22 protein-coding genes are annotated in these 26913 nt (G+C 65.5%); 10 read left to right on the top strand and 12 right to left on the bottom strand.

The genetic code is table 11. From position 1 onward, the window contains the following. Positions 1 to 14 precede the first annotated feature (14 nt). The gene (locus tag ACI6S0_RS19460; RefSeq protein WP_434404021.1) at positions 15 to 2900 is read right to left on the bottom strand and encodes a M16 family metallopeptidase; all 2886 of its coding nucleotides are present in this window, start codon (positions 2898 to 2900) and stop codon (positions 15 to 17) included. Between the two features lie 186 nt (positions 2901 to 3086). On the opposite strand from ACI6S0_RS19460, the gene ACI6S0_RS19455 reads away from it, so the two are divergent. Beyond that, positions 3087 to 4754, top strand: a complete 1668-nt coding sequence (locus tag ACI6S0_RS19455; RefSeq protein WP_434404019.1) for a M28 family metallopeptidase — start codon at positions 3087 to 3089, stop codon at positions 4752 to 4754. A gap of 95 nt (positions 4755 to 4849) precedes the next feature. Continuing rightward, positions 4850 to 7429, top strand: coding sequence for an ATP-dependent chaperone ClpB (gene clpB, locus ACI6S0_RS19450; protein WP_004209321.1), 2580 nt, complete (start codon positions 4850 to 4852; stop codon positions 7427 to 7429). A 97-nt stretch (positions 7430 to 7526) separates the two neighbouring features. Here the strand turns inward: clpB and ACI6S0_RS19445 are convergent, their stop codons facing one another. Continuing rightward, a complete protein-coding gene (locus ACI6S0_RS19445; RefSeq protein ID WP_004209319.1) occupies positions 7527 to 7799 on the bottom strand; it encodes a hypothetical protein in 273 nt (90 codons plus the stop codon). 98 nt (positions 7800 to 7897) lie between these two features. Further along, positions 7898 to 9172, bottom strand: a complete 1275-nt coding sequence (locus tag ACI6S0_RS19440) for an aspartyl/asparaginyl beta-hydroxylase domain-containing protein (RefSeq protein ID WP_206435065.1) — start codon at positions 9170 to 9172, stop codon at positions 7898 to 7900. Positions 9173 to 9275: 103 nt separating this feature from the next. Here ACI6S0_RS19440 and ACI6S0_RS19435 point away from each other — a divergent pair, with 103 nt between their 5' ends. Further along, positions 9276 to 10307, top strand: a complete 1032-nt coding sequence (locus ACI6S0_RS19435) for a hypothetical protein (RefSeq protein ID WP_434404018.1) — start codon at positions 9276 to 9278, stop codon at positions 10305 to 10307. A gap of 104 nt (positions 10308 to 10411) precedes the next feature. Here the strand turns inward: ACI6S0_RS19435 and ACI6S0_RS19430 are convergent, their stop codons facing one another. Next, positions 10412 to 13369: a TonB-dependent receptor gene (locus tag ACI6S0_RS19430; protein ID WP_010337510.1), complete on the bottom strand. Its 2958-nt coding sequence runs from the start codon at positions 13367 to 13369 to the stop codon at positions 10412 to 10414. Between the two features lie 388 nt (positions 13370 to 13757). Between ACI6S0_RS19430 and ACI6S0_RS19425 the strand changes: the two genes are divergently transcribed. Further along, positions 13758 to 14306 (top strand): hypothetical protein, encoded by a 549-nt coding sequence (locus tag ACI6S0_RS19425; protein ID WP_434404017.1) that lies wholly within the window; start codon positions 13758 to 13760, stop codon positions 14304 to 14306. Positions 14307 to 14309: 3 nt separating this feature from the next. Here the strand turns inward: ACI6S0_RS19425 and ACI6S0_RS19420 are convergent, their stop codons facing one another. Genes ACI6S0_RS19420 through xseA form a run of 3 tightly spaced genes read right to left on the bottom strand, consistent with a single transcriptional unit; the run spans position 14310 to position 16890 of the window. Then, complete coding sequence (locus tag ACI6S0_RS19420; RefSeq protein ID WP_434404016.1) at positions 14310 to 15164, bottom strand: M23 family metallopeptidase; 855 nt, start codon at positions 15162 to 15164, stop codon at positions 14310 to 14312. After that, a complete protein-coding gene (locus ACI6S0_RS19415; protein ID WP_004209312.1) occupies positions 15161 to 15373 on the bottom strand; it encodes a DUF2093 domain-containing protein in 213 nt (70 codons plus the stop codon). Before ACI6S0_RS19415 ends, ACI6S0_RS19420 begins: the two co-directional genes overlap by 4 nt. A gap of 23 nt (positions 15374 to 15396) precedes the next feature. Then, entirely contained in the window at positions 15397 to 16890 is a 1494-nt protein-coding gene (gene xseA, locus ACI6S0_RS19410; protein WP_434404014.1) for an exodeoxyribonuclease VII large subunit, read from the bottom strand. A gap of 7 nt (positions 16891 to 16897) precedes the next feature. Here xseA and purD point away from each other — a divergent pair, with 7 nt between their 5' ends. Then, complete coding sequence (gene purD / locus ACI6S0_RS19405) at positions 16898 to 18175, top strand: phosphoribosylamine--glycine ligase (RefSeq protein ID WP_313393325.1); 1278 nt, start codon at positions 16898 to 16900, stop codon at positions 18173 to 18175. 98 nt (positions 18176 to 18273) lie between these two features. Further along, positions 18274 to 18843, top strand: coding sequence for a hypothetical protein (locus ACI6S0_RS19400; RefSeq protein WP_434404013.1), 570 nt, complete (start codon positions 18274 to 18276; stop codon positions 18841 to 18843). Here the strand turns inward: ACI6S0_RS19400 and ACI6S0_RS19395 are convergent. Beyond that, positions 18840 to 19796 carry an acyltransferase family protein gene (locus tag ACI6S0_RS19395; protein ID WP_434404012.1) on the bottom strand — a complete coding sequence of 319 codons (957 nt, stop codon included), beginning with the start codon at positions 19794 to 19796 and terminating at the stop codon, positions 18840 to 18842. The two genes, ACI6S0_RS19400 and ACI6S0_RS19395, sit on opposite strands and share 4 nt — an antisense overlap. A gap of 150 nt (positions 19797 to 19946) precedes the next feature. On the opposite strand from ACI6S0_RS19395, the gene ACI6S0_RS19390 reads away from it, so the two are divergent. Then, positions 19947 to 20645 carry a GDSL-type esterase/lipase family protein gene (locus ACI6S0_RS19390; protein WP_434404011.1) on the top strand — a complete coding sequence of 233 codons (699 nt, stop codon included), beginning with the start codon at positions 19947 to 19949 and terminating at the stop codon, positions 20643 to 20645. Here ACI6S0_RS19390 and ACI6S0_RS19385 read toward each other — a convergent pair whose 3' ends face one another. The 4 genes from ACI6S0_RS19385 to ACI6S0_RS19370 are packed head-to-tail and all read right to left on the bottom strand — an operon-like array spanning position 20646 to position 24793. Beyond that, on the bottom strand, positions 20646 to 21443 hold the full coding sequence (locus ACI6S0_RS19385; protein ID WP_434404010.1) for a 3'(2'),5'-bisphosphate nucleotidase CysQ: 798 nt from the start codon (positions 21441 to 21443) through the stop codon (positions 20646 to 20648). It abuts the gene before it with no gap. Further along, positions 21430 to 22776 (bottom strand): TldD/PmbA family protein, encoded by a 1347-nt coding sequence (locus ACI6S0_RS19380; protein ID WP_434404009.1) that lies wholly within the window; start codon positions 22774 to 22776, stop codon positions 21430 to 21432. The genes ACI6S0_RS19385 and ACI6S0_RS19380 overlap by 14 nt, the downstream gene beginning before the upstream one ends. 39 nt (positions 22777 to 22815) lie before the next feature. Continuing rightward, positions 22816 to 23736, bottom strand: coding sequence for an NAD(+) diphosphatase (gene nudC, locus ACI6S0_RS19375; RefSeq protein ID WP_434404008.1), 921 nt, complete (start codon positions 23734 to 23736; stop codon positions 22816 to 22818). Further along, positions 23723 to 24793 (bottom strand): A/G-specific adenine glycosylase, encoded by a 1071-nt coding sequence (locus tag ACI6S0_RS19370; RefSeq protein ID WP_434404007.1) that lies wholly within the window; start codon positions 24791 to 24793, stop codon positions 23723 to 23725. Before ACI6S0_RS19370 ends, nudC begins: the two co-directional genes overlap by 14 nt. Positions 24794 to 24819: 26 nt before the next feature. Between ACI6S0_RS19370 and ACI6S0_RS19365 the strand changes: the two genes are divergently transcribed. Genes ACI6S0_RS19365 through ACI6S0_RS19355 form a run of 3 tightly spaced genes read left to right on the top strand, consistent with a single transcriptional unit; the run spans position 24820 to position 26851 of the window. Continuing rightward, positions 24820 to 25362 (top strand): DUF721 domain-containing protein, encoded by a 543-nt coding sequence (locus ACI6S0_RS19365; RefSeq protein ID WP_069338756.1) that lies wholly within the window; start codon positions 24820 to 24822, stop codon positions 25360 to 25362. A gap of 41 nt (positions 25363 to 25403) precedes the next feature. Next, the gene (locus tag ACI6S0_RS19360) at positions 25404 to 26072 is read left to right on the top strand and encodes a thioredoxin domain-containing protein (RefSeq protein WP_004209297.1); all 669 of its coding nucleotides are present in this window, start codon (positions 25404 to 25406) and stop codon (positions 26070 to 26072) included. Positions 26073 to 26116: 44 nt separating this feature from the next. Then, entirely contained in the window at positions 26117 to 26851 is a 735-nt protein-coding gene (locus ACI6S0_RS19355) for a thioredoxin domain-containing protein (RefSeq protein ID WP_004209296.1), read from the top strand. Positions 26852 to 26913 lie beyond the last annotated feature (62 nt).

Below are 26913 nucleotides of genomic sequence, written 5' to 3'. Positions count from 1 at the left end.
CCTTTACGTTAGCGTCAATCAGCCAATGTGCCCATTTCCACCGGCAGGCCGACCGCGTCAAGCTGGGGCTTCACCAATTTCGCATCGCCGACCACGACCCAGATCAGCCGATCGGGGTTGATCGCCTCGCGCGCGGCCTGATCCATCTGCGCCGCGGTGATGGCGCGATAGGTGGCCGGCAGGGTGGCGTAATAGTCGTCGGGCCGGCCGAGCAGATTGTTGCGCATCATCGCCGAGAGCAGGTCGGACGAGGTTTCGAAGCTGCCGGGCAGCGACAGGATCTGGCCGTTGATGGTCTGGTCGCGCTCCGCCTGGGTCGTGCCCTTGCTGGTCAGGAAATCCTTGATGTCCTGGCGCGCGGCGATGATCGATTCGCCGGTCTTGTCGGTCTGGACCGGGGCATAGACCAGCAGCGGGATGGTTTCCTTGACGCCGGGCATGCCGGTGCCCGCGCCATAGGCCCAGCCCTTCGCCTCGCGCAGGTCCATGGTCAGGCGCGAGGTGGTGCTGCCGCCCAGCACCTCGTTCGCGGTGATGAGGGTGACCGGATTGTCGGTGCCCGCCTTGTTGGTGAGCTGGCCGGCGAGGATCATCGACTGCGGGCTTTGCGGCTTGTCGATGAGGACGATGCGCGACGGGCGCATCATGCGGTCCATGCGGAACAGCTTGGCGCCCTTGGCAATGGCCGGCGCCTTCCAGTCGCCGAAGCGCTTTTCGAGCAGCGGCAGCAGTTCAGCCAGCGTCGTGTCACCGGTGGCGAAGATGGTCGCATTGTCGGGGCGCATCCATGTGTCATGGAAGGCGACCAGATCGGCGCGCGTCACCGCCTTCACCCCGCTTTCGGTGCCCGAACCGGTGAAGGGAATGCCATAGGGATGGGCCTGGCCATAGAGCATCGGCGGCAGCATGCGCTGGGCGATGGCCATGGGCTGGGTCTTTTCCGCGGCGATGCGGGTCAGCATCTGGCTGCGCAACCGCTCCACTTCCTTGGGATCGAAGGCGGGATTGCGGATGATGTCGGCGAGCAGGCCGAGCGAGGCGTCGAGATTGGGCTTGAGCGCATAGAGGCCGACATTGGTCGCATCCATGCTGTTGGCCGCGCTGATGCCGGCGCCCAGGCGTTCCTGCTCCTCGGAAATCTGCACCGAATTGCGGCTGGTGGTGCCTTCGTCGAGCAGGGCGGTGGTGAGCGCGGCGGTGCCGAGCTTCTGCCGGTTGTCGGCGGCATTGCCCGCGTCGAAGGCGACCGAGACCTTCACCACCGGCACGGTGGCGCGGCGCGAGAAGACGACCGACATGCCGTTGGACAGCTTCGCGCGCTCGACCGGCGGGAAGACCAGATCCTTGACCGGCTCGATCGGCGGCTCGGCCACCTTGGTCGGCGGCGGGGGCGTGCCGACCTTGGGCGACGGGCCATTGGGATCGCGGAAATGGGCGGGATGCATGGTGGCGCTGCCCGTCGGCGCATTGCCGGCGAGCGCATTATCCTCGGCCGAGCGTTCGCCCGGCGACACGGTCAGGCGGAAGACCGGACGGCCCAGCCATTTGCGCGCGGCGGCCGAGACGCTGGCGGGCGTCGCGGCGGCATAGATGGCGAGATCCTTCTTATATTTGCCGGGATCATTGGAATAGACCGCGCCTTCGGCCAGAGTCACCGCCTTGCCGGAGAAGCCGCCAACCTTTTCGAGACCACCGATCGTGCCGGAGAGCTGCTGGGTCGCGGCGCGCAGCACCTCGTCCGCGCTCGGCCCCTTGGCGAGATAGTCGGCGAGCAGCGCGTCGAGCCGCTTGCCCACGGCGACCGGATCCTGGCCCGGCTTCACGTCGACGGTGATCTCGACCATCGACAGCTTCTCGAACGGCTGGATGCTGGCCTTGACCGCGACCGCCACCTTCTCGTCGCGGACCAGGATATTGTCGAGGCGCGAGGAGCCGAGGCCGCCGAATACCGAGAGGGCAAGGTCAAGCTGCTGCAGGTCGGGCGAATTGACGCCGGGGACGATCCAGTTGCGGTAGAGGCGGGTGGCAGCGACATTGTCGTGCATCACCTTTTCCACATCCTTGTCGAGCGTCGGCACGGTCGCGTCGACATCCTGCGGGGCCGGGCCCGACGCGATGTTGCCGAACCATTTTTCGACCTTGGCCCTGGCGGTCGGCACGTCGATGTCACCGGCCAGCACCAGGGTGGCATTGTTGGGGCCATAGTGAGTCTTGAACCAGCTCTGGACGTCGGCAAGGCTGGCCGCGTTCAGATCCGCCATCGAGCCGATGGTCGAGTGGCGATAGGGATGGCCTTCGGGCAGCATGCCGGCAAGCTGGGCATATTCGACCAGGCCATAGGGCTCATTCTCGCCCATGCGCTTTTCATTCTGGACGACCCCGCGCTGGGCATCGAGCTTGGTCTGGGTCACGGCGCCGAGCAGATGGCCCATGCGGTCGGATTCCAGGAACAGTGCGCGATCGAGCGCGCCGGTCGGCACCGTCTCGAAATAATTGGTGCGGTCGAACCAGGTCGTGCCGTTCCAGTCGGTGGCGCCGATATCCTCCAGACGGCCGAAGAAGGGACCGTCGGCATTTTCCGAGCCGTAGAACATCAGATGTTCGAACAGATGGGCAAAGCCGGTCTTGCCGGCGGGCTCGAAGCGCGAGCCGACATGATACCAGACCGAGACGGCGACGATCGGCGCCTTGCGATCGGTATGGACGATGACCCGCAGACCGTTGGGCAGGCGAAATTCCTGATAGGGGATGTCCACCGCCGAAACGAGGCTGGAGAGCGGCGCGGGCGCGGCGGCTGCGGTGGCCGGGGCGGCCAGCGCGGCGGAGCCAAGCGGCGCGAGCGCCAGCGCGGACAGGCCGAGCATCAGGGGAAGCCGGCGGGACATGCGGGTAAGGATCATGAAGGCCTCTAGGAAAGGAGGGCAGTCGATGCGGCCGGAACGAACTCCGCCGCGATGGCGCGCAGCATAGCGGGGCGTGATAGCGGCGCAATACGCATGATATCGACAAGCGGAGGCTGGACAGCGACGGGGCGCAGCGGCAAGTCTGCACGCCATCATCCATAGAGACGGAAAGTCCCCGATCCCATGAAACGCCTGGCCCTGCTGGCCGCCACCGCCGCCCTTGTGCTGCCCGCCACCCTGCCCGCTCAAACAGCAACCCCGGCCGCAGCCGATGCGCCGACCTTTTCGGCCGCCGCTGTGCGCGCCCATGTCGAATTTCTGGCCGACGACCTGCTGAAAGGGCGCGACACCGGTAGCGAAGGGCATGAAATCGCCGCCCGCTATGTCGCCAGCCAGTTCGATGGTCTGGGCCTCAAGCCCGCCGGCGACAACGGAAGCTGGCTGCAGCGCATCGGCTTCCAGAAGACCGAGCGCGCCAAGACGCCGGGCACGCTGACCGTCACCGGTCCGGCCGGCACCAAAAGCTTCACCCATGCCGGCGACGTGCTGATCGGCATGAACGCGGCCGAACCCAAGCTGGACGTGTCGGCGCCTTTGGTGTTCGTCGGCTATGGCCTGGAAAATGCGCGGCTCGGCCTCAACGACTATGCCGGGCTGGACGTGAAGGGGAAGATCGTCGTCACCCTGCGCGGCTATCCCAAGGGACTGCCGAGCGAGGAAGGCGCGCATCTGTCCGCCACCAAGGGCAAGATCGCCGAGGCGCATGGCGCGATCGGCATGCTCTCGATCGGCACGCTCCAGTCGATGAAGGCCCGCCCCTGGAACCGCATGGTCCAGTTCGCCGATGAGCCCGACTTCACCTGGGTCTCGCCCGAGGGCGTGCCGTTCGACGCGGCCCCCGGCATCCGGGTCGGCGCCAGCCTGGACGATGCCGCAGCGCAGGCCGTGTTCGCCGGCGCACCGACCAGCATCGCCGCGATCCGCAAGCAAGCCGACAAGGTCGGCGGCAAGCCCAAGGGCTTTGCGCTCAAGTCGAATGTCCAGATCCAGGTGGAAAGCGTCAGCGAGCGGGTGACCAGCCCCAATGTCGTCGCCATCCTGCCCGGCAGCGACCCCAAGCTGAAGGACGAGTATGTCGTCCTGTCGGCGCATCTCGACCATATCGGCATCAGCCCGGCAAACCCCGGCGACAAGCCCGACACCGACCGCATCAACAATGGCGCGCTGGACAATGGCGCCGGCATCGCGACCATGCTGGAAGTGGCGCGTGCCATGGCCCAGTCGCCCAACAAGCCGCGCCGGTCGATCGTCTTCCTGGCTTCCACCGGCGAGGAGAAGGGCCTGCTGGGCGCGGACTATTATGCCCGCCACCCCACCGTGCCGGGCAAGCAGATCGTCGGCAATGTCGACCTCGACATGCCGCTGCTGCTCTATCCCTTCACCGATGTGATCGCGTTCGGCGCCGACCATTCGACGCTGGGGCCGATCGTCGCCAAGGCGGTTGCGCCGATGGGGATCAAGCTGGCCGCCGACCCGATGCCGCAGGAAACCATCTTCGTGCGGTCGGACCATTATATGTTCGTGAAGCAGGGCGTGCCCGCCGTCTTCCTGGCGACCGGCTATGCCAATGGCGGCGAGAAGGCCTGGGGCGAATTTCTGAGCGGCGCCTATCACCATCCCGGCGACGACATGACGCAGAAGATCGACTGGGATGCGGGCGCCCGCTTTGCCGAGGCAAATTATCGCATTGCGCGGGTTATGACCGATAGCGACACTCCGCCGCAATGGTACAAGGCGGACTTCTTCGGCGACCTGTTCGCACCGGAAGCGGCCAAGGCGCCCAAGCAGTAAGTAAAATAGGCAAGGGGCGCGGATTTTTTGCCCGCGCCTCTTGTGTGTCATTTTTGCAACATTACATCGCCAGCAATGCCTTGAAGGGGATGCTAATGAACCTCGAAAAATTCACCGACCGCGCCAAGGGTTTTCTCCAGTCGGCGCAGACCGTTGCGATCCGCATGAACCATCAGCGGATCAGCCCCGAACATCTGTTGAAGGCGCTGCTGGAAGATGAGCAGGGCATGGCGTCCGGCCTCATCAAGGCGGCGGGCGGCGATGCCGCGACCGCGCTGCGCGAGACCGATGCCGCGCTGGCCAGGGTGCCGGCCGTGTCGGGCAGCGGCGCGCAGCAGACGCCGGGCCTGGACAATGACGCCGTGCGCGTGCTCGATAGCGCCGAGCAGGTGGCGCAGAAGGCGGGCGACAGCTTCGTCACCGTCGAACGGCTGCTGCTGGCGCTGACGCTGGCAACGACCACGACGGCGGGCAAGGCGTTGGCGACCGCCGGCGTGCGCGCCGAGGCGCTGAACGGCGCGATCAACCAGCTGCGCGGCGGCCGCACCGCCGATACCGCCGGCGCGGAAGACCGTTATGATGCGCTCAAGAAATTCGCGCGCGACCTGACCGAGGCGGCGAAGGCCGGCAAGCTTGATCCCGTCATCGGCCGCGACGAGGAAATTCGCCGCACCATCCAGATCCTGGCGCGCCGGACCAAGAACAACCCGGTGCTGATTGGCGAGCCGGGCGTCGGCAAGACCGCGATCGCGGAAGGGCTGGCGCTGCGCATCGCCCATGGCGACGTGCCCGATACGCTGAAGGACCGCACCTTGATGGCGCTCGACATGGGGTCGCTGATCGCCGGCGCCAAATATCGTGGTGAGTTCGAGGAGCGGCTCAAGGGCGTGCTCGACGAGGTGAAGGGCGCGGACGGACAGATCATCCTGTTCATCGACGAGATGCACACGCTGATCGGCGCGGGCAAATCCGAAGGCGCGATGGATGCCGGCAACCTGCTGAAGCCGGCGCTGGCGCGGGGCGAGCTGCATTGCATCGGCGCGACCACGCTCGACGAATATCGCAAATATGTCGAGAAGGACCCGGCCCTCCAGCGGCGGTTCCAGCCGGTGTTCGTGGGTGAGCCGACGGTCGAGGACACGATTTCGATCCTGCGCGGCATCAAGGACAAATATGAGGCGCATCATGGTGTGCGCATCGCCGACGGCGCGATCGTGGCGGCAGCGACCCTGTCCAACCGCTATATCACCGACCGTTTCCTGCCCGACAAGGCGATCGACCTGATGGACGAGGCGGCGAGCCGCATCCGCATGGAGGTGGAGAGCAAGCCCGAGGAAATCGAGAATCTCGACCGGCGGATCATGCAGTTGCAGATCGAGCGCGAGGCGCTGAAGAAGGAAAGCGACCAGGCGTCGAAGGACCGGCTGGCCAATCTGGAGACCGACCTCGCCAATCTGGAGCAGCAGTCGGCCGAGCTGACGACGCGCTGGCAGGCGGAGAAGGACAAGATCGCCAGCGAAGCCAAGCTGAAGGAACAGCTCGACGCGGCGCGCCTGCAGCTGGAGCAGGCGCAGCGCGGCGGCGACTATGGCAAGGCCGGCGAGCTGCAATATGGCACCATCCCGCAGCTGGAAAAGCAGCTGGCCGAAGCCCAGGGCGCGTCCAAGGGCGCGATGCTGCGCGAGGAAGTGACGGCCGAGGATATTGCCAGCGTCGTGTCGCGCTGGACCGGCATTCCGGTCGACCGGATGATGGAAGGCGAGCGCGAGAAGCTGCTGGCGATGGAAGCGGAACTGGGCAAGCGGGTGATCGGCCAGGCCGATGCCGTGCGCGCGGTGGCGACCGCCGTGCGCCGCAGCCGGGCGGGTCTGCAGGATCCGAACCGGCCGCTGGGCAGCTTCCTGTTCCTTGGCCCCACCGGCGTCGGCAAGACCGAGCTGACCAAGGCGCTGGCCGGTTTCCTGTTCGACGACGAGAGCGCGATGGTGCGCATCGACATGAGCGAGTTCATGGAGAAGCACTCGGTCGCCCGGCTGATCGGCGCGCCTCCGGGCTATGTCGGCTATGAGGAAGGTGGCGTGCTGACCGAAGCGGTGCGGCGCCGGCCCTATCAGGTCGTGCTGTTCGACGAGGTCGAGAAGGCGCACAGCGATGTGTTCAACGTGCTGCTGCAGGTGCTGGACGATGGCCGCCTGACCGATGGCCAGGGCCGCACCGTCGACTTCACCAACACGATCATCGTGCTGACGTCGAACCTGGGCAGCCAATATATCGCCGCCCAGCCCGACGACGAGCCCGTCGAGAAGGTCGAGGACCAGGTGATGGAGATGGTGCGCAGCCATTTCCGCCCCGAATTCCTCAACCGTCTGGACGAGATCATCCTGTTCCACCGTTTGGGGGCCGGCCATATGGCGCCGATCGTCGATATCCAGGTGGCGCGGGTGCAGAAGCTGCTGAAGGATCGGAAGGTGGTGCTGAACCTGACCGACGGCGCGCGCGCCTGGCTGGGCCGGGTCGGCTATGATCCCGTCTATGGCGCGCGGCCGTTGAAGCGGGCGGTACAGCGTTACCTGCAGGATCCGCTGGCCGACCTGATCCTGCGCGGCGAGGTGCCGGACGGATCGACGGTGAAAGTGGAAGACGGCGACGGCGCGCTGAAACTCAGTGTCGGCTAATACAAGGCAGGCCGATGGCGATGCCATCGGCCTGCGCATGCGTAGAAATCGGGCCGGTCATGCGAGCACAGGCAAAATAGCATGCCCGCAGGCCGGCTCAGCCGTTCGGGTTCATGCCCGCCCGGCTACGGGTGATCATGTCATCGGCATCACGATTTTGCTGCTCGCTGATCGCCCGCCATTCGGCATTGGTCTTGCAGACACGCTCCTTGCGCACCAGCGAACCCGTGACCTCCAGACGGCGGCAACGCACGGCATTGGGATCATTCCGATCCAGCTTCGCGTCCGCCGCAGGGGCCTGCGCATCCACGACGACGCTGCTGCCGAGCAGCGTCAGCCCCAGGGTCAGTTGAACCAAAAACACCTTCATGATGAAACTCCAGCCATCGGTTCGGTCGAACCGAAATCCATGCAATAATCCTGATATAAATGCCGCATCACAGCAAGTCACAACTGCGTTGCGCGTCCTTATTCCGGCGGCCGATGCGAACTCTGATCTGCAGCTGCATAATAGCGAGCCAACAATTGCTGCTCCAGCGGCGTAAGATGCGGATTCCAAACGTCAAAAATCAGGACAGCGCGCAAGGCGTCACTGTCATTCCACGCTTCATGCTCGATCGTATCGTCAAAGGCGAAAGCTTCGCCCTCGACCCAGGCGCGGGTTTCACCACCGACACGGAAGCGGCAACCGGGCGGCACGATCAGCGGCAGATGGATGATCGTGCGGATATTGGTGACGCCGGTATGCGCCGGAATATGAGCATGCGGCCGCAGCAGCGAGAAAAAGGCCGAAGGGGCACGTCCATCGATGTCGCTGCGCGGCAGCGACTCCAGGATGGCGGCCGTTTCCGGGCATAAATCGCAGACCGCATCATTGCGACGACCATATTCCCACAGGAAACAGGCACCCCAGTCAAGCGACTGGTCCAGTGCCGTCCATTTGTTCGTCGGTGTCCCGTCCTCCAGCCGGACATAAGGGCGAAGCAGGTCATCGCCATTTTCAAGCAGGTTGAGCAGTTCGGCGCGGATCGCATCGGTTTTCGCCTCAAGCTGCGCCATCCATGGGAAGTGAGAGCGGTCGAAAAATTCATCGGCTGGCAGAAACGGAAAATGAAGGCCCGAACATTCATTATGGTAGATGCGCCGCCGCCCCAGCAGCCGGTCCATGCCGGCCTGGAATCGCCGCGTCTCGCCAGGATCAAGCCCCTCCATCGCCGGCTGAAGCGCGGCATCCATTTCCTGCGCGAAGCCCGACATGCGCTGGGCAACAAAGGCCCGCGCCTCGGCCAGCCGATCAGTGAGCGCGGGTGGAAGATCCTCATATCCCGACGCCAGTGCCAGGACGTTGCCCCAGCGCTGGGTCGCAGCGGCCAATTCTCCTGCCCGCTCCTCCCATTCCGCGAGCCTCAGCTGGGCCATGAAGTGAGTCTGGTCGAGCGTGACCACCTGTTCCAGCGCCCGGCGTTCGCCATCGCTGTTCCCCGCACCGCGGGCCGCCGTCGCAAGATTCATCCACAGCGCCGGCTCCTTCGGATCAAGCTGCGCCGCCTGCTCGAAAAAGCCAAAGGCTTCTTTCGCCTGCCCCATCGTCAGCGCCAGCATGCCGCGCCGGTTGAGCAGTTGCGGCGAATTGTCCGCCTGCCGCAATGCGGCGTCCAACTGGCGCGCTTCCTCGGCGCGATCCCCCCGGCTGCGCGCACCATCTGCCGCGCGCAAATAATCTTCCACCATTATCGTCATCATCATTCCCCCTGCACCGAAACTGCCCAAGGGCCGGCCATCCGGCAACCCGAAATCGGCGGGCCGACGCTTGTCGTTCCAAGGGGAGCATGCGATGGCTCCGGCAATGAACGACAAGGTCACCGACATGGGCGCGATCGCCCGCAATCCGGCCTGGCTGGCGCATCGTTATGATGAACGACAGGACCAGATCCATCTGATCCATGTGGACCGCGAACAGCGCGCGTCCGCGACGTTCCTGACCGACGAATATCTGAAGTCCGATCCGCCATTGGTGGTCAGCCGCAGCGCGATGCTGGCCGAGGCGCCCGCGCCGGCGCCGATGCATTTCATTTTTCATACCGCCTATTGCTGCTCGACGCTGCTGGCGCGCGCGCTGGATCGGCCGGGCATGGCTTCGACGCTGAAGGAACCGGTGCTGCTGAACGACATGGTCGGCTGGCGCCATCGAGGTGGCACAGGGCGGCAGATCGCGATGGTGATGGACCAGGGACTGGGCCTGCTTGCCCGTCCGTTCGCGGCGGGCGAAGCGATGATCATCAAGCCGTCCAATATCGTCAACGGACTGATCCCGGCGATGATGGCGATGAAGCCGGATGCGAAGGCGCTGTTGCTTTACGCGCCGCTGGAACAATATCTCTCCTCCATTGCCCGCAAGGGACTATGGAGCCGTCGCTGGGCGCGGGAATTGCTGATCAAGCAGATACGCGACGGCGCCATTCCCTTCGGCTTTGACCAGAGCGACTATCTGGAACTGACCGACCTGCAGGCGGCAGCAGTGGGATGGCTGGCCCAGAAGGCGCAATTTGCCGCGCTGCTGCAATCGCTGGGCCCCGATCGCGTGCGATCCCTGGACAGCGACCGGCTGATGGCAGAACCCGCCAGCAGCATGGCGGAACTGATCCGCCATTTCCGCCTGTCGATCGACGATGGCGGGATCGATGCGATATTGGCCGGCCCCGCCTTCACCACCGACAGCAAGACCGGCAACGCCTTTGGCTCCGAGCGGCGCAACGATGACAAGAGGCAGGCGATCGCCGCCCATGGCGAGGAGATCGCGATGGTGCTGCGCTGGGCCGAAGAACTGGCGACGCGGTTTGAAGTACCGATGCAACTGGACCATGGCCTGAACGGATAAGGCGGACCCGCCGCCCCAGCGCCGACGCAATATCGATTGGACAATAAAAAAGAGGCGGATCCTGCGATCCGCCTCTCTTTTTGTTCAGATGGTTCCGATCAGGATCAGAACTTCATCTTCGCGCTGACGGCGAAACGACGGCCCAGAGCGTCATAGGTCGACGGATAGGTGTTACCGCTGTTGTAGGCGGTCGAACCAACCGAACCACCGACGATCGGGGGCTTCTTGTCGAACATATTCATGACGGTGAAGGTCAGGGTCACGTTATCCGACACGGCGGCGCGGGCCGTCAGGTCGAAATAGTCGTAAGCCTTGATCTTGCGGAACTGCGAGTCAACCACGCAGCCATCCGGATCCGCACCGGCCGGGTCTTCGCAACCCGAGTCCAGACCGGCCTGGATATCGTCAGCCAGCTGCTGCGGCTCGAACTTCACATTGTCGATATGGCGCCACAGGAGCGACAGGTCGACATCACCGAAGGTGAAGGTCGTGCGCTGCGACCAGGAGAACTTCGGCTGGATCGAAGCACAGTTGACCGAATAGTAGCCAACGCAGTCACGGCTCGCCGATTCCGGGCTCGACTGGAAGGTCGAGCTGTTCGTCCAGTTGCCGTTGAACGACAGGTTCAGCGTCGCGAAGTTGAACTCATGCTTATAGTTCAGCGACAGGTCGATACCGTCGGTCTTCAGGCGGCCCAGGTTCGACAGCGGCATGTACAGGCCGGTCGCAACCAGACCGTTCATGCTGCCATCTTCACCGCGACCGATGTTCAGACAGGCGGCGCTCGAGGCGCTGGCTGCGGTGACGTTGCCGAAGCAAGCGTCCATCACGTCGCCCGGAGTCGGGGTGGTGATCGCGTCCTTCACCTTGATGTTATAATAGTCGATGCTGGCGTTGAAGCCCGGCAGGAAGGTCGGCGTGAAGGTGGCGCCAACGCCCCAGCTGTCCGAAGTTTCCGGCTTGAGGTTCAGGTTGCCGCCGCTCAGGTTGTTCACCTGCGCAGCCGACGGCTGCTCGATCAGACCGATGGTCGAAGCAGGCGCGCCCTGAGCGATACAGATCGCCGTCAGGTTGGCATTGCCGACCGGGTTGGTACCGGCGCAGGGGTCGGAGGCCAGGTTGGTCAGGCCGATGGTCTGCGGGGTGAACAGTTCCGACACGTTCGGCGCACGGACGGCGCGCGAATAGTTGCCACGGAACTTCAGGTCAGCGACCGGAGCCCAGCTACCTTCGAACTTGTAGGTCCAGGTGTCGTAGCTCGGGCTGCTCGGCGCGTCGACCGAGTAGCTGGAGTAGCGAACGCCAGCGCCGACCGACAGCAGCTTCGCGAAGGGACGGTCTTCGATCAGCGGGGCAATCAGTTCGCCATAAGCTTCATAGACGTCGAAGCCACCGTCGACGTTCGGCTGGGCACCGCCAGCACCGCCCAGATCGTTCGCCTGCGACAGCAGGTCGGATTCGATCGACGCGGTGTACTTGCGATATTCGCCACCGACGGCGAAGCCGATCGGGTTCGACGCCAGCGGCGAGGTCACGCCGAAGTCACCGCTCAGCGTGGCGTGCGCCTGGGCCAGGGTGGTCTTGGTGGTGATCTGGCTGTTGGCAGTCAGATAGTCGACCATGTCCTGGGTGATCGAGCCGGTCGGGCCGAAGATGTTCAGCGGAACGCACGTATCCGACCCGTCAAGGCAGGTGGTGGTGTTGGTCGCCAGCAGCGCGTTACGAACGCGCGAGTTGAGCGTGTAGCCCTTCTGCGTCTGGACCTGCTCCGATTCGCCATAGGAACCGCCGACGTCCCAGCTCAGGTGCGAGCCGATGTCGCCCTGGAAGCCCAGTGCATAGTCGAAGAAGGTGGTCTTGAATTCCGAGATACGCGGACCGGCTTCGACCGCACGACGCGACAGCGTGGTGCTGAAGGTGCGGTAGTTCGGATCGTTCGGATCCGTCGCAGCAGCAGCAGCCGAGCACTGCGCGGCGGTCAGGCCATTGCCGTTACAGAACTGATTACGGATGCCATCGGTCAGATAGGGATTGCTGTAGGGAACCACGACCGACAGGCCGAAGGCGCCCGACGGAGCGATGATGGTGTTGACCGTGTTCTTCGAGAACATGCCACGGGTATAGGCCTTGACCGAGTCGCTGATCTCGTAATTGGCCTGGCCGAACATGTTGAAACGCTTAAACGGCGTCTGGAAGATGTTGTACGGATTGAAGTTGTAGCGCGAGTAGGTCGGAACCAGCGAGCTGCCGTCCGGAGAGACCTGCAGCGTGCCGGCGCCCGGCACGGTCATGCGCGAAGGCGTGGCAGTGCCCGAACCCTGGCACGAGATACATTCGGCCAGATAGGATTCCAGATAGGTGCTCGAGAAGGAACGGTCGCCCTGATAGACGGGATCGACTTCCTGATAACCGATGCTGAACACGGCGTTACCGCGGCCGTCATCGAAGTTCGCGCCCATGGTGACGTCAGCGCGGAAGGCATTGCCGTCGCCCTGTTCGGTCAGCTGTTCCGAAACGGTCCCTTCGAAGCCCGAGAAGTCCTTCTTCAGGATGAAGTTGGCCACGCCGGCGATGGCGTCGGCGCCATAGGTGGTCGATGCGCCACCGGTCAGCACGTCGACGCGCTCGACGAGCGCCAGCGGAACGTTGTTAAGATCGAAAACGCCGCCAAGGCCATAAGGCACCATGCGACGGCCGTCGATCAGAACCAGGTTGCGGTTCGAACCCAGACCACGAAGATCGAGGGTCGATGCACCGCCGTTGCCGTTGTTCACGGCCGAACCGATGCTGGGAACGACACCCGGAATTTCACGGAGCAGCTGTTCCGCGTTGTTGCTCTGCTTCAGTTCGATTTCGTCCGACGTGGTTGCCAGGACCGGGGTCGACTGGGCCAGGTTCGGATTCTTGATCAGCGAGCCGGTGACGATGATGGTGTCGGCGGCTTCCGCATCGGCAGCCTGCGGCGCATCCTGCGCGAACGCGGCCGTCGCGATCAGCGACGCACCGAGGATCGCCGGAGCGGCGCTGGCACGCAGCAGTGCCCTCTTCGAAAATGTCTTCACGTTTCCAGTCCCTTGCTCTGGAGTTGGGCAGTCACCTGCCTTCATGTGTACCTACAAGGGGATAAGGTGCCCGACAGCGATCCCCCCGTACGGATTGGCGGAACCTGCGCGGTGGGAAAGCTGCTGTAAAGCGCGGGAAATCGTAGTTTGCCGCTTTTGGACAGGGCTGTATCAAAAATGCAACAAGGCGTAATAACCGCAATTTTACACCTGATAAGCAAGATAATTTCACGGTGATTGAAATGATTGCAGCAATGCTGCATTTGCGAGCAAATCAGCGATCATAATATGACCTTGCACCCATCTGCGCTGCGCCAGCCCGGCCGCCCTTGACCTTCTTTCAGGCCGGTGCATGCTGCAGCCCTCATCCGGCGAGCGAGAAAGAATCATGCGCACCAAGGCCATTTCAAGCCTATTTCTGACCCTTTCCCTTTGCCTGGCGACAACCCAAAGCATCGCGGCATCCCGCCAGCAGCCCAAGCCCGAAATTTTCACGGACCTTTTGCAATGTCGTGAAATCCCGGACGACAAGACCCGCCTGGCCTGTTTCGATCGACAGGTTGCCGCTATGGATGGCGCGGCGCAGCGTGACGAAGTGGTCGTGCTCGACAAGAGCGAGCTCACCAAGACCCGGCGGACCCTGTTCGGCTTCTCCTTCCCCAAATTGCCGTTCCTGGGCGACGATGATGACAAGGCGGACACGCCCGAAGCCGAAGGTCTGTCGCAGATCGAAGCGAAGATTTCAGCGGTGAAGAGCATGGGCTATGGCAAGTGGCTGATCACCCTGGAGGATGGCGCGCAGTGGATGACCACCGAAGCCGTTACCGGCCGTGATCCAAAACCGGGCAACATGATCGAGATCAAGCGCGGCGCCATCGGCAGCTTCCTGGGCAAGGTCGAGGGCGGACGCGCCTTGCGGGTCAAGCGCGTCGGCTGATCCCTATCGCGGTTGCGGCATCGGCCCGGCGAGCAGCAGCGGGTCGATGCGCGCGTCGTTCCATTTCATGCCCCAGTGAAGATGGGGGCCGGTGGCGCGGCCGGTGGCACCGATCGCGCCGATGCGTTGCCCCTGTGCCACATGGTCGCCGGGCTTCACGTCGATCCGCGACAAATGCAGGAAGGCGCTGTTGAGGCCATGGCCATGGTCGATCATCAGCAGATTGCCCTCCAGCGTGAAGGGGTGATCGGCGGCCAGGATCACCACCCCGTCCGCCGGCGCCACTACCGGCTCGCCGGTCGCGCCGGCGACATCCACGCCGCCATGATAGGCGCCGGGCTGGCCCTGATAGATGCGCTGCGACCCGAACAAGCCGGAAATCCGGCCGAGGCGCGGCCAGATGAAGGTCTGGCGCCAACCCTGTGCCTCCGTCACCTTGTCACGGGCGGCAGCGATCTGCTCCAGTTCGGGCTTGCGCAGGGCGAGGAAGGCCTCGCTGCTTTTCGTCGGGCGCAGCGGCGCATTGATCCGTTCTAGCCGCCATTCGCGCGGGGCGACGGTAAGGGTTCGGTCGATAACCCGGCCATCCGACAGGCGCGCGCTGAGCTTCGCAGGTGGCGGCGCATCGCGATCGAAGGCGACCAGGAAGCGGCCATCGGCATCGACGGGAACCAGTTGGTCGCCGAAATGGAGCGCGACCGTGCCGGCCGGCGCGGTGCCGAGCAAAGTGCCGCCCTGGATCGCCGGACCGGACAGGATGAAATCGGGTCCAGCCACACTCGTCGGCGCCGCGCGCAGCATCGCCGGGGCAAGCGGCAGCGCGGTGAGGGCCAGCAAAGCGGCGAGCCGGCGGGTCATCCGGCGGCGCGTGCCTTCAGTTCCGCCTCGACCGACAAAGCGGCGCTGGCATAGGGTTCCTGCCGGGCGATCGACCAGTAGCGCAGATCCTCCAGCGGGATGCGCTGGCCGGATATGGCGCACAGCACATGGTCGCCGGCCTGCAGCACGCGGAAGCTGTAGGGCATATAATGCAGCCGGGCCGGGCGGTCGCGGTTGGACATCAACATGAATCAGGCCTTTCTGCGGCGCATCAGGAGAAGAGATCCTGCTGGCCGCCTTCAACATTTTCGCGTGGCTTGCGCGCGGGACGGGATGGAGCGGATATAGCGGGCGCGGGCGCGGCCTCAAGGGGCGCGGCGGCGTCGATCGCGGCGGCCACGGCGCCATCGGCGAAGTGCAGGCTGACCTGGCCCGCGGCCTGTGCATCGGTGACCGAGCGGATCAGCCGATCGCCCGCCATCACCCGAGCAAAGCCGCGCTGCAACGGCAGATCGGGATTGACCGAGGTGAAGAGGCGCGAGAGGCGATCGAAGGCGGTCGCGCGGTCGCGATAGACGCGGGTCAGATAGTCGGGGCGCAACTGCAACCGGTCGACCCGCTCCGCCGCGCGGCTGACATATTGGCGCAGCAAGGCCGGGCGCAGCGCGCCACTGACCTGGCCCAGATGGGCGCGGGCGTCGGCGAGACGGTGGCGCAGGCCGCTGTTGAGACCGTCGGACAGAAGGTCGAGCCGCTGCCGCTGTGGCGCGAGCAGGGTGTCGGGCGTCGGCATCAGCCGCGCCTGCATCTCCAGCCGTTCGCGCGCCTGCATCGCCCCGCGCCGCACCGCCCGGCCCGAGCGCAGGCCCATCTCACCCAGCATCGCCAGCAGTTCGGCGCGGACCGGCACCGCCATTTCGGCGGCGGCCGTGGGCGTGGGCGCGCGCATGTCGGCGGCATAGTCGCACAAGGTCGTGTCGGTTTCATGCCCGACCGCCGAGATGGTCGGGATCGAGCATTCGGCAACCGCGCGGACGACGATTTCCTCGTTGAAGCTCCATAGATCCTCGATCGAGCCGCCGCCGCGCGCGACGATGACGAGATCGGGCCGGGGCAGCGGGCCGCTGCCGTCCATGGCGGAAAAGCCGCGCACGGCGCGGGCAATCTGTTCGGCTGCGCCTTGCCCCTGGACCAGCACCGGCCAGAGCAGCACCTGGGTCGGGCAGCGATCCGCCAAACGGTGGAGAATGTCGCGGATCACCGCGCCGGTGGGCGAGGTGACGACGCCGATGGTGCGCGGCAGGAAGGGCAAGCGGCGCTTGCGATCGCGGTTGAACAGCCCTTCGGCCGCCAGCTTCGCCTTGAGCTTTTCGAGCAGCGCCATCAGCGCGCCTTCGCCCGCCAGCTCCATCCGGTCGATCACGATCTGATATTTGGACCGACCGGGATAGGTGGTGAGCTTGCCGGTGGCGATCACCTCCACCCCGTCCTGTGGCTGGAAGGCGAGCCGCTGCGCCCCGCCCTTCCACATCACGCCGTCGAGCACGGCATTATCGTCCTTGAGCGCCAGATAGAGATGGCCCGAGGCCGCGCGCTTGAAGCCGGAAATCTCGCCGCGCAGGCGGACATGGCCGAAGCGATCCTCCACCGTCCGCTTCAGCAGGCCCGACAATTCGCTGACACTGAGCGGCGGCGCGTTGTCCCCCGCCCTTTCCTCGGCTAACAGGCGGCCCGAACTGTCATAGGCATCAAATTCCGGGGACATGGCCGAGATGAACATCCTTCTGCTTGGCGGCGGCGGCCGCGAACATGCGCTGGCGTGGAAGCTGGCACAATCGCCACGCCTCTCGACGCTTTATGCGGCGCCTGGCAACCCCGGCATAGCCCAGCATGCCACGCTGGTCGACCTCGACGCGACGGATCATCGCGCGGTGCTGGATTTCTGCACCCGCCATTCGATCGCGCTGGTGGTGATCGGGCCGGAAGCGCCGCTGGTCGACGGCCTCGCCGATAACCTCCGCACCATGGGCGTCGCCGTGTTCGGTCCCGACAAGAAGCCGGCGCAGCTGGAAGGGTCCAAGGGCTTCACCAAGGATCTGTGCCAGCGCGCCAACATCCCGACCGCCGGCTACATCCGCGTCACCAGCAAGGATGGCGCGATCGCCGCGCTCGACGATTTCACTTTGCCGGTGGTGATCAAGGCCGATGGCCTGGCCGCGGGCAAGGGCGTGATCATCGCCGAAACGCGGCAGGAAGCGCTCGACGCACTCGACACCATGTTCTCCGGCGCGTTCGGCAAGGCCGGCGAGGAAGTGGTGCTGGAAGAGTTCATGACGGGCGAGGAAGCCAGCTTCTTTGCCCTGACCGACGGCAGCGCCATCCTGCCCTTCGGTTCGGCCCAGGATCACAAGCGCGTCGGCGACGGCGACACCGGCCCAAACACCGGCGGCATGGGCGCCTATAGCCCGGCCCGTGTGCTGACGCCCGAACTGGAAGCGCAGGTGATCGAGCGGATCATCAAGCCGACGGTCGAGACGCTGGCGGCCGAAGGCATGCCCTATTCCGGCGTGCTCTATGCCGGGCTGATGCTGACCGAGGAAGGCCCCAAGCTGATCGAATATAATGCCCGGTTCGGCGACCCCGAATGCCAGGTGCTGATGATGCGCTTCGACGGCGACCTGGTCGAATTGCTGCTGGCGGTGGCCGAAGGCAGGCTGGCCGAGCAGGGGCCGGTCGCGCTGGCCGATCGCACCGCGCTGACCATCGTGATGGCGGCCAATGGCTATCCCGGCACGCCGGAAAAGGGCGGCGCGATCAAGGGGATCGACGCAGCCGAGGCACAGGGCGCCCGCGTCTTCCATGCCGGCACGGCGGAGAAGGATGGTGCGATCGTCGCCAATGGCGGCCGCGTGCTGAACGTCACCGCCACCGGCGATACGGTGGGCGCGGCGCAGGCCGCCGCCTATGCCGCGGTCGACGCGATCGACTTCCCGACCGGCTTCTGCCGCCGCGACATTGGCTGGCGCGAGGTCGCCCGCGAGGCGCAATAAGGGCCAAACCGGCGCGGGATCGGGACATGTCCCCCTTGTCCCGCGCCGCCAAGCGTCCTTAAATAGGGCGACATATCCATTCCGGGAGGCAAAGGGCGATGCAGGAATTCTTCATGGACTATGGCCTGTGGCTGCTGATCGCGCTGCTGGTCGTGATCGGCCTGGTGTTCCTGCTGTCGGGCAAGGGCAAGTCGGCCGTGGCGGAAGACCCCGCCCCGGTGGCACCGCCCGTCGCCGCCGAACCGATTGCCGAGCCTGTCGTTGCGCCGTTGGTGGCGACGCCCGATCCGGTGTCGGTTGCCGAGCCCGTGGTCGCCGAGCCGGTCGCGGTCGAGCGGGTGGTCGAGGAAGCGCCTGCGCCCGCGCCTGTGATCGAACCGACGCCGGCGCCGATCCCGTCATCGCCTGCCGTCGCGGCACCGAGCGATGGCGCCGACGACCTGCTGAAGCTGAAGGGCGTTGGTCCCAAGCTGGGCGCATTGCTGACCGAGCTGGGCGTGACACGCTATGCCCAGATCGCCGGCTGGAGCGACAGCGACATCGCCGCGATCGACGCGAAGCTGGGCAATTTCAAGGGGCGGCCGGTGCGCGACCAGTGGATCGACCAGGCCAAATATCTCGCCGCCGGCGACATTGCCGGCTTCGAAGCGAAATATGGCAAGATCTAAGCTGTGACCGGTTCCGGTTGCATGGCGACCGGGGCCGGCCTGCGTTGCGGCACCGCGCCCAGCAACAGGGGCGGCAATCGCCCCTGCCCCGCAAGCGCGCTGGCGATGTAGAGCAGCAGCACCGCACCAGCGAGGATGACGGCGCCATGCGGGTCGAGCATCGCCACCAGCCCCATCACCAGCGGATGCCAGAGATAGAAGAACAGGCTTTCGCGCCCGATCCGGTTGATCGGGCCGAAATGCAGGCGCACCGCCGAGATGCTGGGCAGCAGCGCAATCAGCGCCAGACACATGAGCAAGCGGGCGGGCACGAAGGCAAGCGCATTGCCGGTGCCATAGAGATCCGACCACCAGAACAGTCCCAGCGCCCCGACCAGCAGCACGGGCCACAGATAGCGTTTGGGCATGCCCCGTTCGGTCATCAGCATGCCGAAGAAGAAATAGACGGGGTAGCGCAGGAAACGGCTGTCGGGCGACAACAGGCTGCCGCCCACTGCACCATGGTCGAGGCCGAAACTATACATGGTGGCCAGGCTGACGGGCGTGCCGATCGCCAGCAGCACAAGCGGCGAAAGTGGTAGCAACCGGGTCACCAGGATCAACAGGAACAGCGCCGGCACATACCAGAGATGGAAGGGCGGACGCAGCAGCAGATCGAGCGGGGTCTGCCAGGAAAGCAGGCCGCCGCTGGCAAGCCAGTAGACAAGCATCGCCACTGCCCAGGGCAGCAGCATGCGTCGGCCATAGCGGCTGAACATCTCGCCCGTCGGCATGGAGCGGGTGCGCGTGACGTTGAGCAGATAACCGGAAATGCCGATCATCAGCGGCATGCGGAAACCCGAGCCGATCCACAGCAGGACATGCTGCTGATGCGTCAATTCCATCGCGTGCCCGCCCATGACGAGCAGGATCAGCAAGCCTTTCAGCAGGTCGATCGACGGGTTCTTGGTCACGATATGCTCGCAAAATTTGCCATCGAAACGATAGCGTCACAATATTGCCAAGCTCTTAAAATCCGCAATGGCATCATTCCGTCGCAGCCATCTTTTCTTAAGGAAAATATCGTTTAGACTTCGGCCATTAGCAGGAGGGTCGCCATCATCTTGCAGAGACTGGATACAGCTTTGGGCAAGCGTCTGCTGGCCCTGTCGATTTTTTGCGTGATCGTCGGGGGCTGGTTCGCCTTCACCCATTATCGCGATGCCAGCCAGACCCTGCCGGACGGGCAGGGGCGCGAAGGGCCATGCGCCCTGTGGTTCGTGGGCAGTTCGTCGATCAAGCGCTGGACCAGCCTGGAGCAGGACATGGCGCCCTGGGTCGCGCATAATCGCGGCATCAACAGCGCCACCTTCAACGAGATATTGCCGCGTTTCGCCAATATCGCGCCGGGAACGCCAAAACCGGCGGCGATCATCCTCTATGCCGGCGAGAATGATCTGGCGGGCGGGCGACAGCTACGGCCGATCTTCCACGATATGGCCCGCTTCCTGGAGATGCGCAGCGACATGCTGGGCAATGTGCCGGTCATCATCCTGTCGATGAAGCCCAGTCCGGGGCGCTGGGCGATCTTTCCGCAGCAGCAAATCTATAATGATGCGACCCGGCGGCTGATCCCGCACATGCAGAATGTCCATTATGCCGACATCACCACGCCACTGCTGAAGGACGGCAAGCTGGGCGACAATTATCAGTCCGACAAGGTGCATATGAACGCGGCCGGTTACCGCATCTGGGCCGATGTCGTGCGGGCTAGACTGAAAGAGGTGCTGCCCGTCCAGACGGTGAAGGCCTGCGCCGGCTGATCAGGCCTTGCCCAATATTTCCTTCGCGCGCGGCGCGAGGCGGGCGGCGGCGGCCGCATGGATGCCCGGCGCCGCGCAGAGCAGGCCGAAGGCGACCGGCTGGGGCCGGTTGAAGGCGAGCGGATCGCCCAGCGCGTCGGTGACGATGGCGCCGGCCTCCTGCGCGATCAGGGCGGAGGCGGCGACATCCCATTCATTGCCCCAACGCACGGTGGCGACCAGATCCGCCTCGTCGGCGGCGACCATCGCCATGCGCAGCGCAATGCTGTTGGGCTTGTCCACGGTGACGAGATCGCGGTCGGCGCGCGGCAGCTGATCGGCGGGCACGCGGGCGCCGGGCAGCATGGTGCGATTACCGGCATGGAGCGGCACGCCATTGCGGGTCGCCCCCTGCCCGGCCTGCGCAATCCACAATTCCTTGCGTGCGGGCGCCGCCAGAATACCGAGCCTGACCGCGCCATCCTGCACCAGGGCGACCGAGACCGCCCAGCCGGGCCGGCCGCGCAGATAGTCGCGGGTGCCGTCGATCGGATCGACCACCCAGACGCGCGATACGCCGAGCCGATGGACGGTATCGGCCGTCTCCTCCGACAGCCAGCCGGCCTGCGGATCGATCGCCGCCAGCCGCTCGCGCAGCATGACGTCGATTTCCAGGTCCGCCTCGCAGACCGGATGGCCGGGCACCTTTTCCCACTGGCGCACACGCGTCTCGCCATCGGCCCATAGCGCCAGCGCGCGATCGGCCGCATCGGTGACCGCCGCGACGACGGCCGGCAACAGAGGCTCAGCCGCCGGCAACGGTCATCCCGTCGACGCGTAGGGTCGGCACGTTCATGGCATAGCGGAACATCAGGTCATTGGCCGGCACCAGGGTGCGGAACATGTCCTTCAGATTGCCGGCGATGGTGATTTCGGACACGGCCGGGCCGACAGCGCCATTTTCGATCAGGAAGCCGGCGGCGCCGCGGCTATAGTCGCCGGTCACGCCATTGACGCCCATGCCGATCAGTTCGGTGACATAGATACCGCGCTTCACATCGGCCATCAGTTCGCCGACCGACACGCTGCCCGCTTCCATATGGACATTGGTGATGCCCGCACCCGGCGCACCGGCGCCGCCCCGGCTGGCATGGCCGGTGGGTTCCAGGCCAAGCTGCCGAGCCGAGGCGCTGTCCATCAGCCAGCCGGTCAGCACGCCATCCTCGATCAGCGCGCGGCGCTCGACCGGCAGCCCTTCGCCGTCGAACGGGCGCGAGCGCAGGCCGCGCAGCAGCAGCGGATCGTCGATGACCGTGATCTTGCTGTCGAAAAGCGTTTCGCCCAGCGAGTCCAGCAGGAAACTGGAGCGGCGGGCGATCGCCGGGCCGACCATGCCGCCGATCAGATGACCGACCAGGCTGGAGCCGATGCGCGGATCGAAGATGACCGGCATGACGCCGCTTTCGACCTTGCCCGGATTGAGCCGCGCCACGGCGCGCTGGCCGGCGCGTATGCCGACCGCTTCGGCATCGTCCAGATCCTTGAGATGGCGGCTGGCATGGCTGGCATGATCGCGCTGCATGTCGGCGCCGCTGCCCGCGAGCACGCTGGCCCAGGTCGAATGGTTGGTCGCGGCATAGGCGCCGGCAAAGCCATGGCTGGTGGCGAGCGCGACCTGGCTGCGGCCGCTAGCGGCGCCGCCGCCTTCGCTGTTGGTGATGCCGGGGATGCTGCGCGCCGCTTCTTCCGCGATCAGCGCACGTTCGCGCAGCGCGGCGGGTTCAGGCTCTTCCTCGTCCACCAGGTCGAGCGAGGGCGCGCGCTTTCTGAGCAGCCGATCCTCCGGCGCGAGGCCGGCATAGGGATCTTCCGGTGCCTCGCGCGCCATGGCGATGCTGCGATCGATCAGGGTGGCGAGCGTCGCCGGGTTCATGTCCGACGCGGAAATGCTGGCCGAGCGCTGGCCGATGAAGACGCGCAGCCCGATCTCCTCACCCTCGGACCGTTCGACATCCTCCAGCGCACCAAGCCGCACCGCCACCGTGGTCGAGGCGTTGCAGGCATAGATGGCGTCGGCCGCGTCCGCCCCCGCCTTGCGCGCCGTCGTCACCAGATCCTGCGCGCGCGACTGGGCTTCTTCGAGGCTGAGCATAAGGGGAGGTCGATCCTGTAGTGAAGACGAAGCCGGGCCTTACGCCCTTGCGTCGGACGGGGCAACCGCGCCGCGCAGCCAATGGTCGAGCAGATGCCAGGCGACCGCCATGCGCGGCGGTGCCAGGAAAGGCGCGTCGGGATCGCCGGCCAGCGCGGCGGCGACGCCATCGGCATCGCACCAGAAGGCATGTTCGATCTCGGTCTCGTCCAGGGTCAGCGCGGGATCGTCGCACTGGGCGGTGCAGGCGATCATCAGCGAGGACGGAAAGGGCCAGGGCTGGCTTATCACATAGCGGACCGAATGGACCGTGATGCCGGCTTCCTCCTTCAGTTCGCGCGCGACCGCTTCCTCGACCGTCTCGCCCGGCTCGATGAAGCCGGCGAGCGCGGAATAGCGGCCGGGCGGCCAGCTATGCTGGCGACCAAGCAGGACACGGCCCTGATGTTCGGCGAGCATGATCGAGACCGGATCGACGCGCGGGAAATGTTCGGAGGCGCAGGATTCGCAGCGGCGCGCCCAGCCGGCCTTGTGCGCATGGGTCGGCCCACCGCAGACCGAGCAGAAACGGTGGCGGGCATGCCAGAAAACCAGGCTGCGCGCGGTGCCGTAGAGCGCCACGTCGGACGCGGAGACGAGATCGGCGAGGCCGCGCGATCGCGGCGTCGCATTGGGGCCCTGTTCCAGCGTCTCGACCAGATGGGCGAAGATCGGCCGATCCTGCAGGTCGACGCCGAGCAATACGTGCTCCTCGATCCGGGCATCGGGACCGAGCGGGGCGAGAGCCAGGCCATGATCGTCCGTCACCGGTTCGAGGCCTTCGAGGACCAGCAAACGGGCGTCAGGCGAGGCAAAGGCCTGCGCATGGAGCGCGGGATTGCTGCGGATATGATCGACCCGATCGAGCGTGCCGCCGACGAAACCGGGCAGGCCGTGCGCTTGGGGGTCAGTTCCGTGCATCGTCCGTCATCTCCTTCATCGCCGCATCGGCCGCCCGCGCGAACAGGGTGGGCAGCCCCGCCTCGCCGATCCGGGCGCGCGGCCACCATTCGCCCGCGCCCGCCGGCACATGGTCCATCCCCACATGGGTAGCGTGGACGCTGAGCGCCAGCGAGAAATGGGTGAAGACATGGGCGACCGGCGGATCGATCGTCCGCCACTGCGCGGCGAAAGGCGGGGTGGCGTCGGGCGCCGCATTCCAGTCGGAACTGGGCAGCGCGCGCATGCCGCCCAGCAATCCCTTGTCCGGGCGACGCACCAGCCAGACCTGGCCGTCGCTCCGTTCGATCCACCAGGCATGGCCCAAGCGATGGGGCTTGGCCTTTTTCGGCGCCTTGACCGGGAAGGCGGCCGGATCGGCAGTGCGCACCGCCGCGCAATCCTGACGCAGCGGGCAGATGCCGCAGGCCGGGTTGCGCGCCGTGCAGATGGTGGCGCCCAGGTCCATCATCGCCTGGGCAAAATCGCCGGCGCGCAGATCCGGCGTGATGCTGTCGGCCGCCGCGCGTATTTCCGGCCGGGCGGCGGGCAAGGGCGTCGCTATCGCGAACAGGCGGGCGACCACCCGTTCGACATTGGCGTCGACCACTACGGCGCGCCGGCCAAAGGCAATCGCGGCGACGGCGGCGGCGGTATAGGCGCCCAAGCCCGGAAGGGCGCGCAATGCATCTTCGGTATCGGGGAAGCGGCCGCCATGGTCGGCCACCACGGCGCGGGCGCAGGCCAGCAGGTTGCGGGCGCGCGCATAATAGCCCAGTCCTGCCCAGGCCGCCATCAGGTCGGCGTCGGCGCTGGCGGCCAGATCCTCCACCGTCGGCCAGCGGACCGTGAATTTCTCGAAATAGGGGCCGACCACCGCGACCGTGGTCTGTTGCAGCATCACTTCGGACAGCCAGACATGATAGGGATCGGCCGCATTGGCGCCCGGCGGCGCGCGCCAGGGCAGGCGCCGGGCATGGACGTCATAATGGGCCAGCAGATCCCGTGCGATTTTTGAACCCGACATCTCGACGCGCATGGCGGCCCTATGCCATGTAGCGCGCCATGACGGAACGCCCCCCGACCGCGAAAAAGACGAGCCGCGCCGCGCCGCCGGCCGAGCGCCCCCGCGTGGGTGCGCCGCGCGCGATCGCCGACCTGATGCCGGAGATCGGCCGTACCGCCTTTCGCAAGTTCGGTTTCGTCCAGTCGAGCATCGTCACCCGCTGGAACGATATCGTCGGCGCCGACTATGCCGCGATCACCGCGCCCGAATCGATCCGCTTCCCAGTGGGCCAGAAATCGGGGGGCACGCTGCAACTCACCGTGATGAGCGGCCATGCCCCGATGATCCAGCATGCGCTGCCCGACATTATCGAGCGGGTGAACCGCTTCTTCGGCTATGCCGCCGTCGCCAAGGTGGCGATGAAGCAGGGCATGGTCGGCCCCGCGCCGGTCGAGCGGCGTCCGCCGCCCCGCAACCTCAAACCCATTCCGGTCGAGCTGGGGGATTCCCTGCGCGACATCGGTGACCCGGAATTGCGCAAAGTCCTCGAATCGCTGGCACAGGGGCTTGCGAATTCGAATGGCCTGCCCAAGATCGGTTGATGCAACCCGCCCCGTCCGGGGCGATGCCTTAGGACTGCCCCATGACCAAGTTCCGCCTTTCCCTGCTTGCCCTGATCGCCGTTCCCGCCATCGCCGTCGCCGCCGCGCCCAACTGGGTCGCGCAGGTGGTACGCTCGCCGATCGGCGGCCATGTCATGGGCAACCCCGCCGCGCCGACCAAGCTGGTCGAATATGTGAGCTATACCTGCAGCCACTGCGCCCATTTCGTGAATGATGCGAGTGCATCGCTGAAGGCCGATTATGTGAAGGGCGGCAAGGTCAGCGCCGAAGTGCGCAACGCGGTGCGCGACAAATATGACCTGACCGCCGCGCTGCTGGCCCGTTGCGGCGGCGCCAAGCGCTTCATGGGCAATCATGAGGCGCTGTTCGCCAACCAGGATGCCTGGATGGAGCAGATCATGGCGTACGACAAGGGCGCCGCCAAGCCGACCGAGCAGAAGGCGGCGCTGCGCGACATCGGCCAGAAGACCGGCCTCTATGCGCTGATGAACAAGCGCGGCTTCACCAATGCGCAGCTGGACGCCTGCATCGCCGACCCGGCTTCGGAAAAGGCGATCCTGGCGATGACCGACGAGGCGTGGAACAAGGTCAAGATCACCGGCACGCCCGGCTTCGTCGTCAACGGCACGCTGGTCCAGGGATCGACCTGGGAGTTGCTCAAGGCCGCATTGCCCGCAGCCGCCCGCTGATCTAAACCGTCCCCAACTATCCATAATTCGGAGCGTCGCCCGTCGTGAAAGTCCTGTCCGGCCTTGCCCTTATCGCCCTGTCCCTGACGCTTGCCGGTTGCGGCAAGAAGGATGAGGGCAATGCAACCTCCGCCGCGCCGATCGCCGCCGTGTCCGCGCCCGCCGGCACCAGCTGGTCGGAAACCGTCGCCGAAACGCCCGAGGGCAATTTCGTGATGGGCAATCCCAATGCCAAGCTGAAGCTGGTCGAATATGGCTCCTTCACCTGCAGCCACTGCCGCGACTTCGCCCATGAATCGTCGGAAGAACTGAAGGCGATGGTCGATAGCGGCAAGATCAGCTACGAATTCCGCGTCTATGTCCGCGACCCGATCGACATCACGACGGCGCTGCTGGCCCGTTGCGGCGGCAAGGACATCTATTATCCGCTGTCGGAACAGTTCTTCGCCAACCAGAGCGCGATGTTCGAAAAGGCGCAGGGCCTGGGCGACGCCCCCTATCAGGCGATGGTGTCGGCGCCGCCGGCGCAGCGTTTCGGCCAGCTGGCCAACGCGCTGGGCCTCATCGACTATGCCAAGCAGCGCGGCATTGCCGAGGATCAGGCCAAGCAGTGCCTGGCCGACACGGCAACTGCCGAGAAGCTGGCCAAGGGCGTCGAAGCGGCCAATGCCCAATATAATATCTCCGGCACGCCGACCTTCCTGATGAATGGCGTGGTGGTCGAGAATGCCTCGTCCTGGCCGGTACTGAAGAACAAGCTCAAGGAAGCGGGTATCTGATTGGCGCAAGGGGGGGCGACATCTGAAGGCCTGAGGCCCAAGGAGACCGGGGCGGCACCCTG

This window comes from Sphingobium sp. DN12 (assembly GCF_051058005.1).
GTDB lineage: Bacteria > Pseudomonadota > Alphaproteobacteria > Sphingomonadales > Sphingomonadaceae > Sphingobium > Sphingobium yanoikuyae.
This window is presented reverse-complemented; position numbering and strand designations above follow the sequence as displayed.

Bases quoted from the DNA above. Each gene is read 5' to 3' on its own strand.
- ACI6S0_RS19370 (WP_434404007.1), bottom strand. From the start codon at position 24,793: ATGCGCGTCGAGATGTCGGGTTCAAAAATCGCACGGGATCTGCTGGCC.
- ACI6S0_RS19420 (WP_434404016.1), bottom strand. From the start codon at position 15,164: ATGACCCGCCGGCTCGCCGCTTTGCTGGCCCTCACCGCGCTGCCGCTT.
- ACI6S0_RS19380 (WP_434404009.1), bottom strand. From the start codon at position 22,776: ATGCTCAGCCTCGAAGAAGCCCAGTCGCGCGCGCAGGATCTGGTGACG.
- ACI6S0_RS19415 (WP_004209312.1), bottom strand. From the start codon at position 15,373: ATGTTGATGTCCAACCGCGACCGCCCGGCCCGGCTGCATTATATGCCC.
- ACI6S0_RS19440 (WP_206435065.1), bottom strand. From the start codon at position 9,172: ATGATGACGATAATGGTGGAAGATTATTTGCGCGCGGCAGATGGTGCG.
- purD (WP_313393325.1), top strand. From the start codon at position 16,898: ATGAACATCCTTCTGCTTGGCGGCGGCGGCCGCGAACATGCGCTGGCG.
- ACI6S0_RS19400 (WP_434404013.1), top strand. From the start codon at position 18,274: ATGCAGGAATTCTTCATGGACTATGGCCTGTGGCTGCTGATCGCGCTG.
- ACI6S0_RS19365 (WP_069338756.1), top strand. From the start codon at position 24,820: ATGACGGAACGCCCCCCGACCGCGAAAAAGACGAGCCGCGCCGCGCCG.
- ACI6S0_RS19435 (WP_434404018.1), top strand. From the start codon at position 9,276: ATGAACGACAAGGTCACCGACATGGGCGCGATCGCCCGCAATCCGGCC.
- ACI6S0_RS19460 (WP_434404021.1), bottom strand. From the start codon at position 2,900: ATGATCCTTACCCGCATGTCCCGCCGGCTTCCCCTGATGCTCGGCCTG.
- ACI6S0_RS19445 (WP_004209319.1), bottom strand. From the start codon at position 7,799: ATGAAGGTGTTTTTGGTTCAACTGACCCTGGGGCTGACGCTGCTCGGC.
- clpB (WP_004209321.1), top strand. From the start codon at position 4,850: ATGAACCTCGAAAAATTCACCGACCGCGCCAAGGGTTTTCTCCAGTCG.
- ACI6S0_RS19360 (WP_004209297.1), top strand. From the start codon at position 25,404: ATGACCAAGTTCCGCCTTTCCCTGCTTGCCCTGATCGCCGTTCCCGCC.
- ACI6S0_RS19425 (WP_434404017.1), top strand. From the start codon at position 13,758: ATGCGCACCAAGGCCATTTCAAGCCTATTTCTGACCCTTTCCCTTTGC.
- nudC (WP_434404008.1), bottom strand. From the start codon at position 23,736: ATGCACGGAACTGACCCCCAAGCGCACGGCCTGCCCGGTTTCGTCGGC.
- xseA (WP_434404014.1), bottom strand. From the start codon at position 16,890: ATGTCCCCGGAATTTGATGCCTATGACAGTTCGGGCCGCCTGTTAGCC.
- ACI6S0_RS19455 (WP_434404019.1), top strand. From the start codon at position 3,087: ATGAAACGCCTGGCCCTGCTGGCCGCCACCGCCGCCCTTGTGCTGCCC.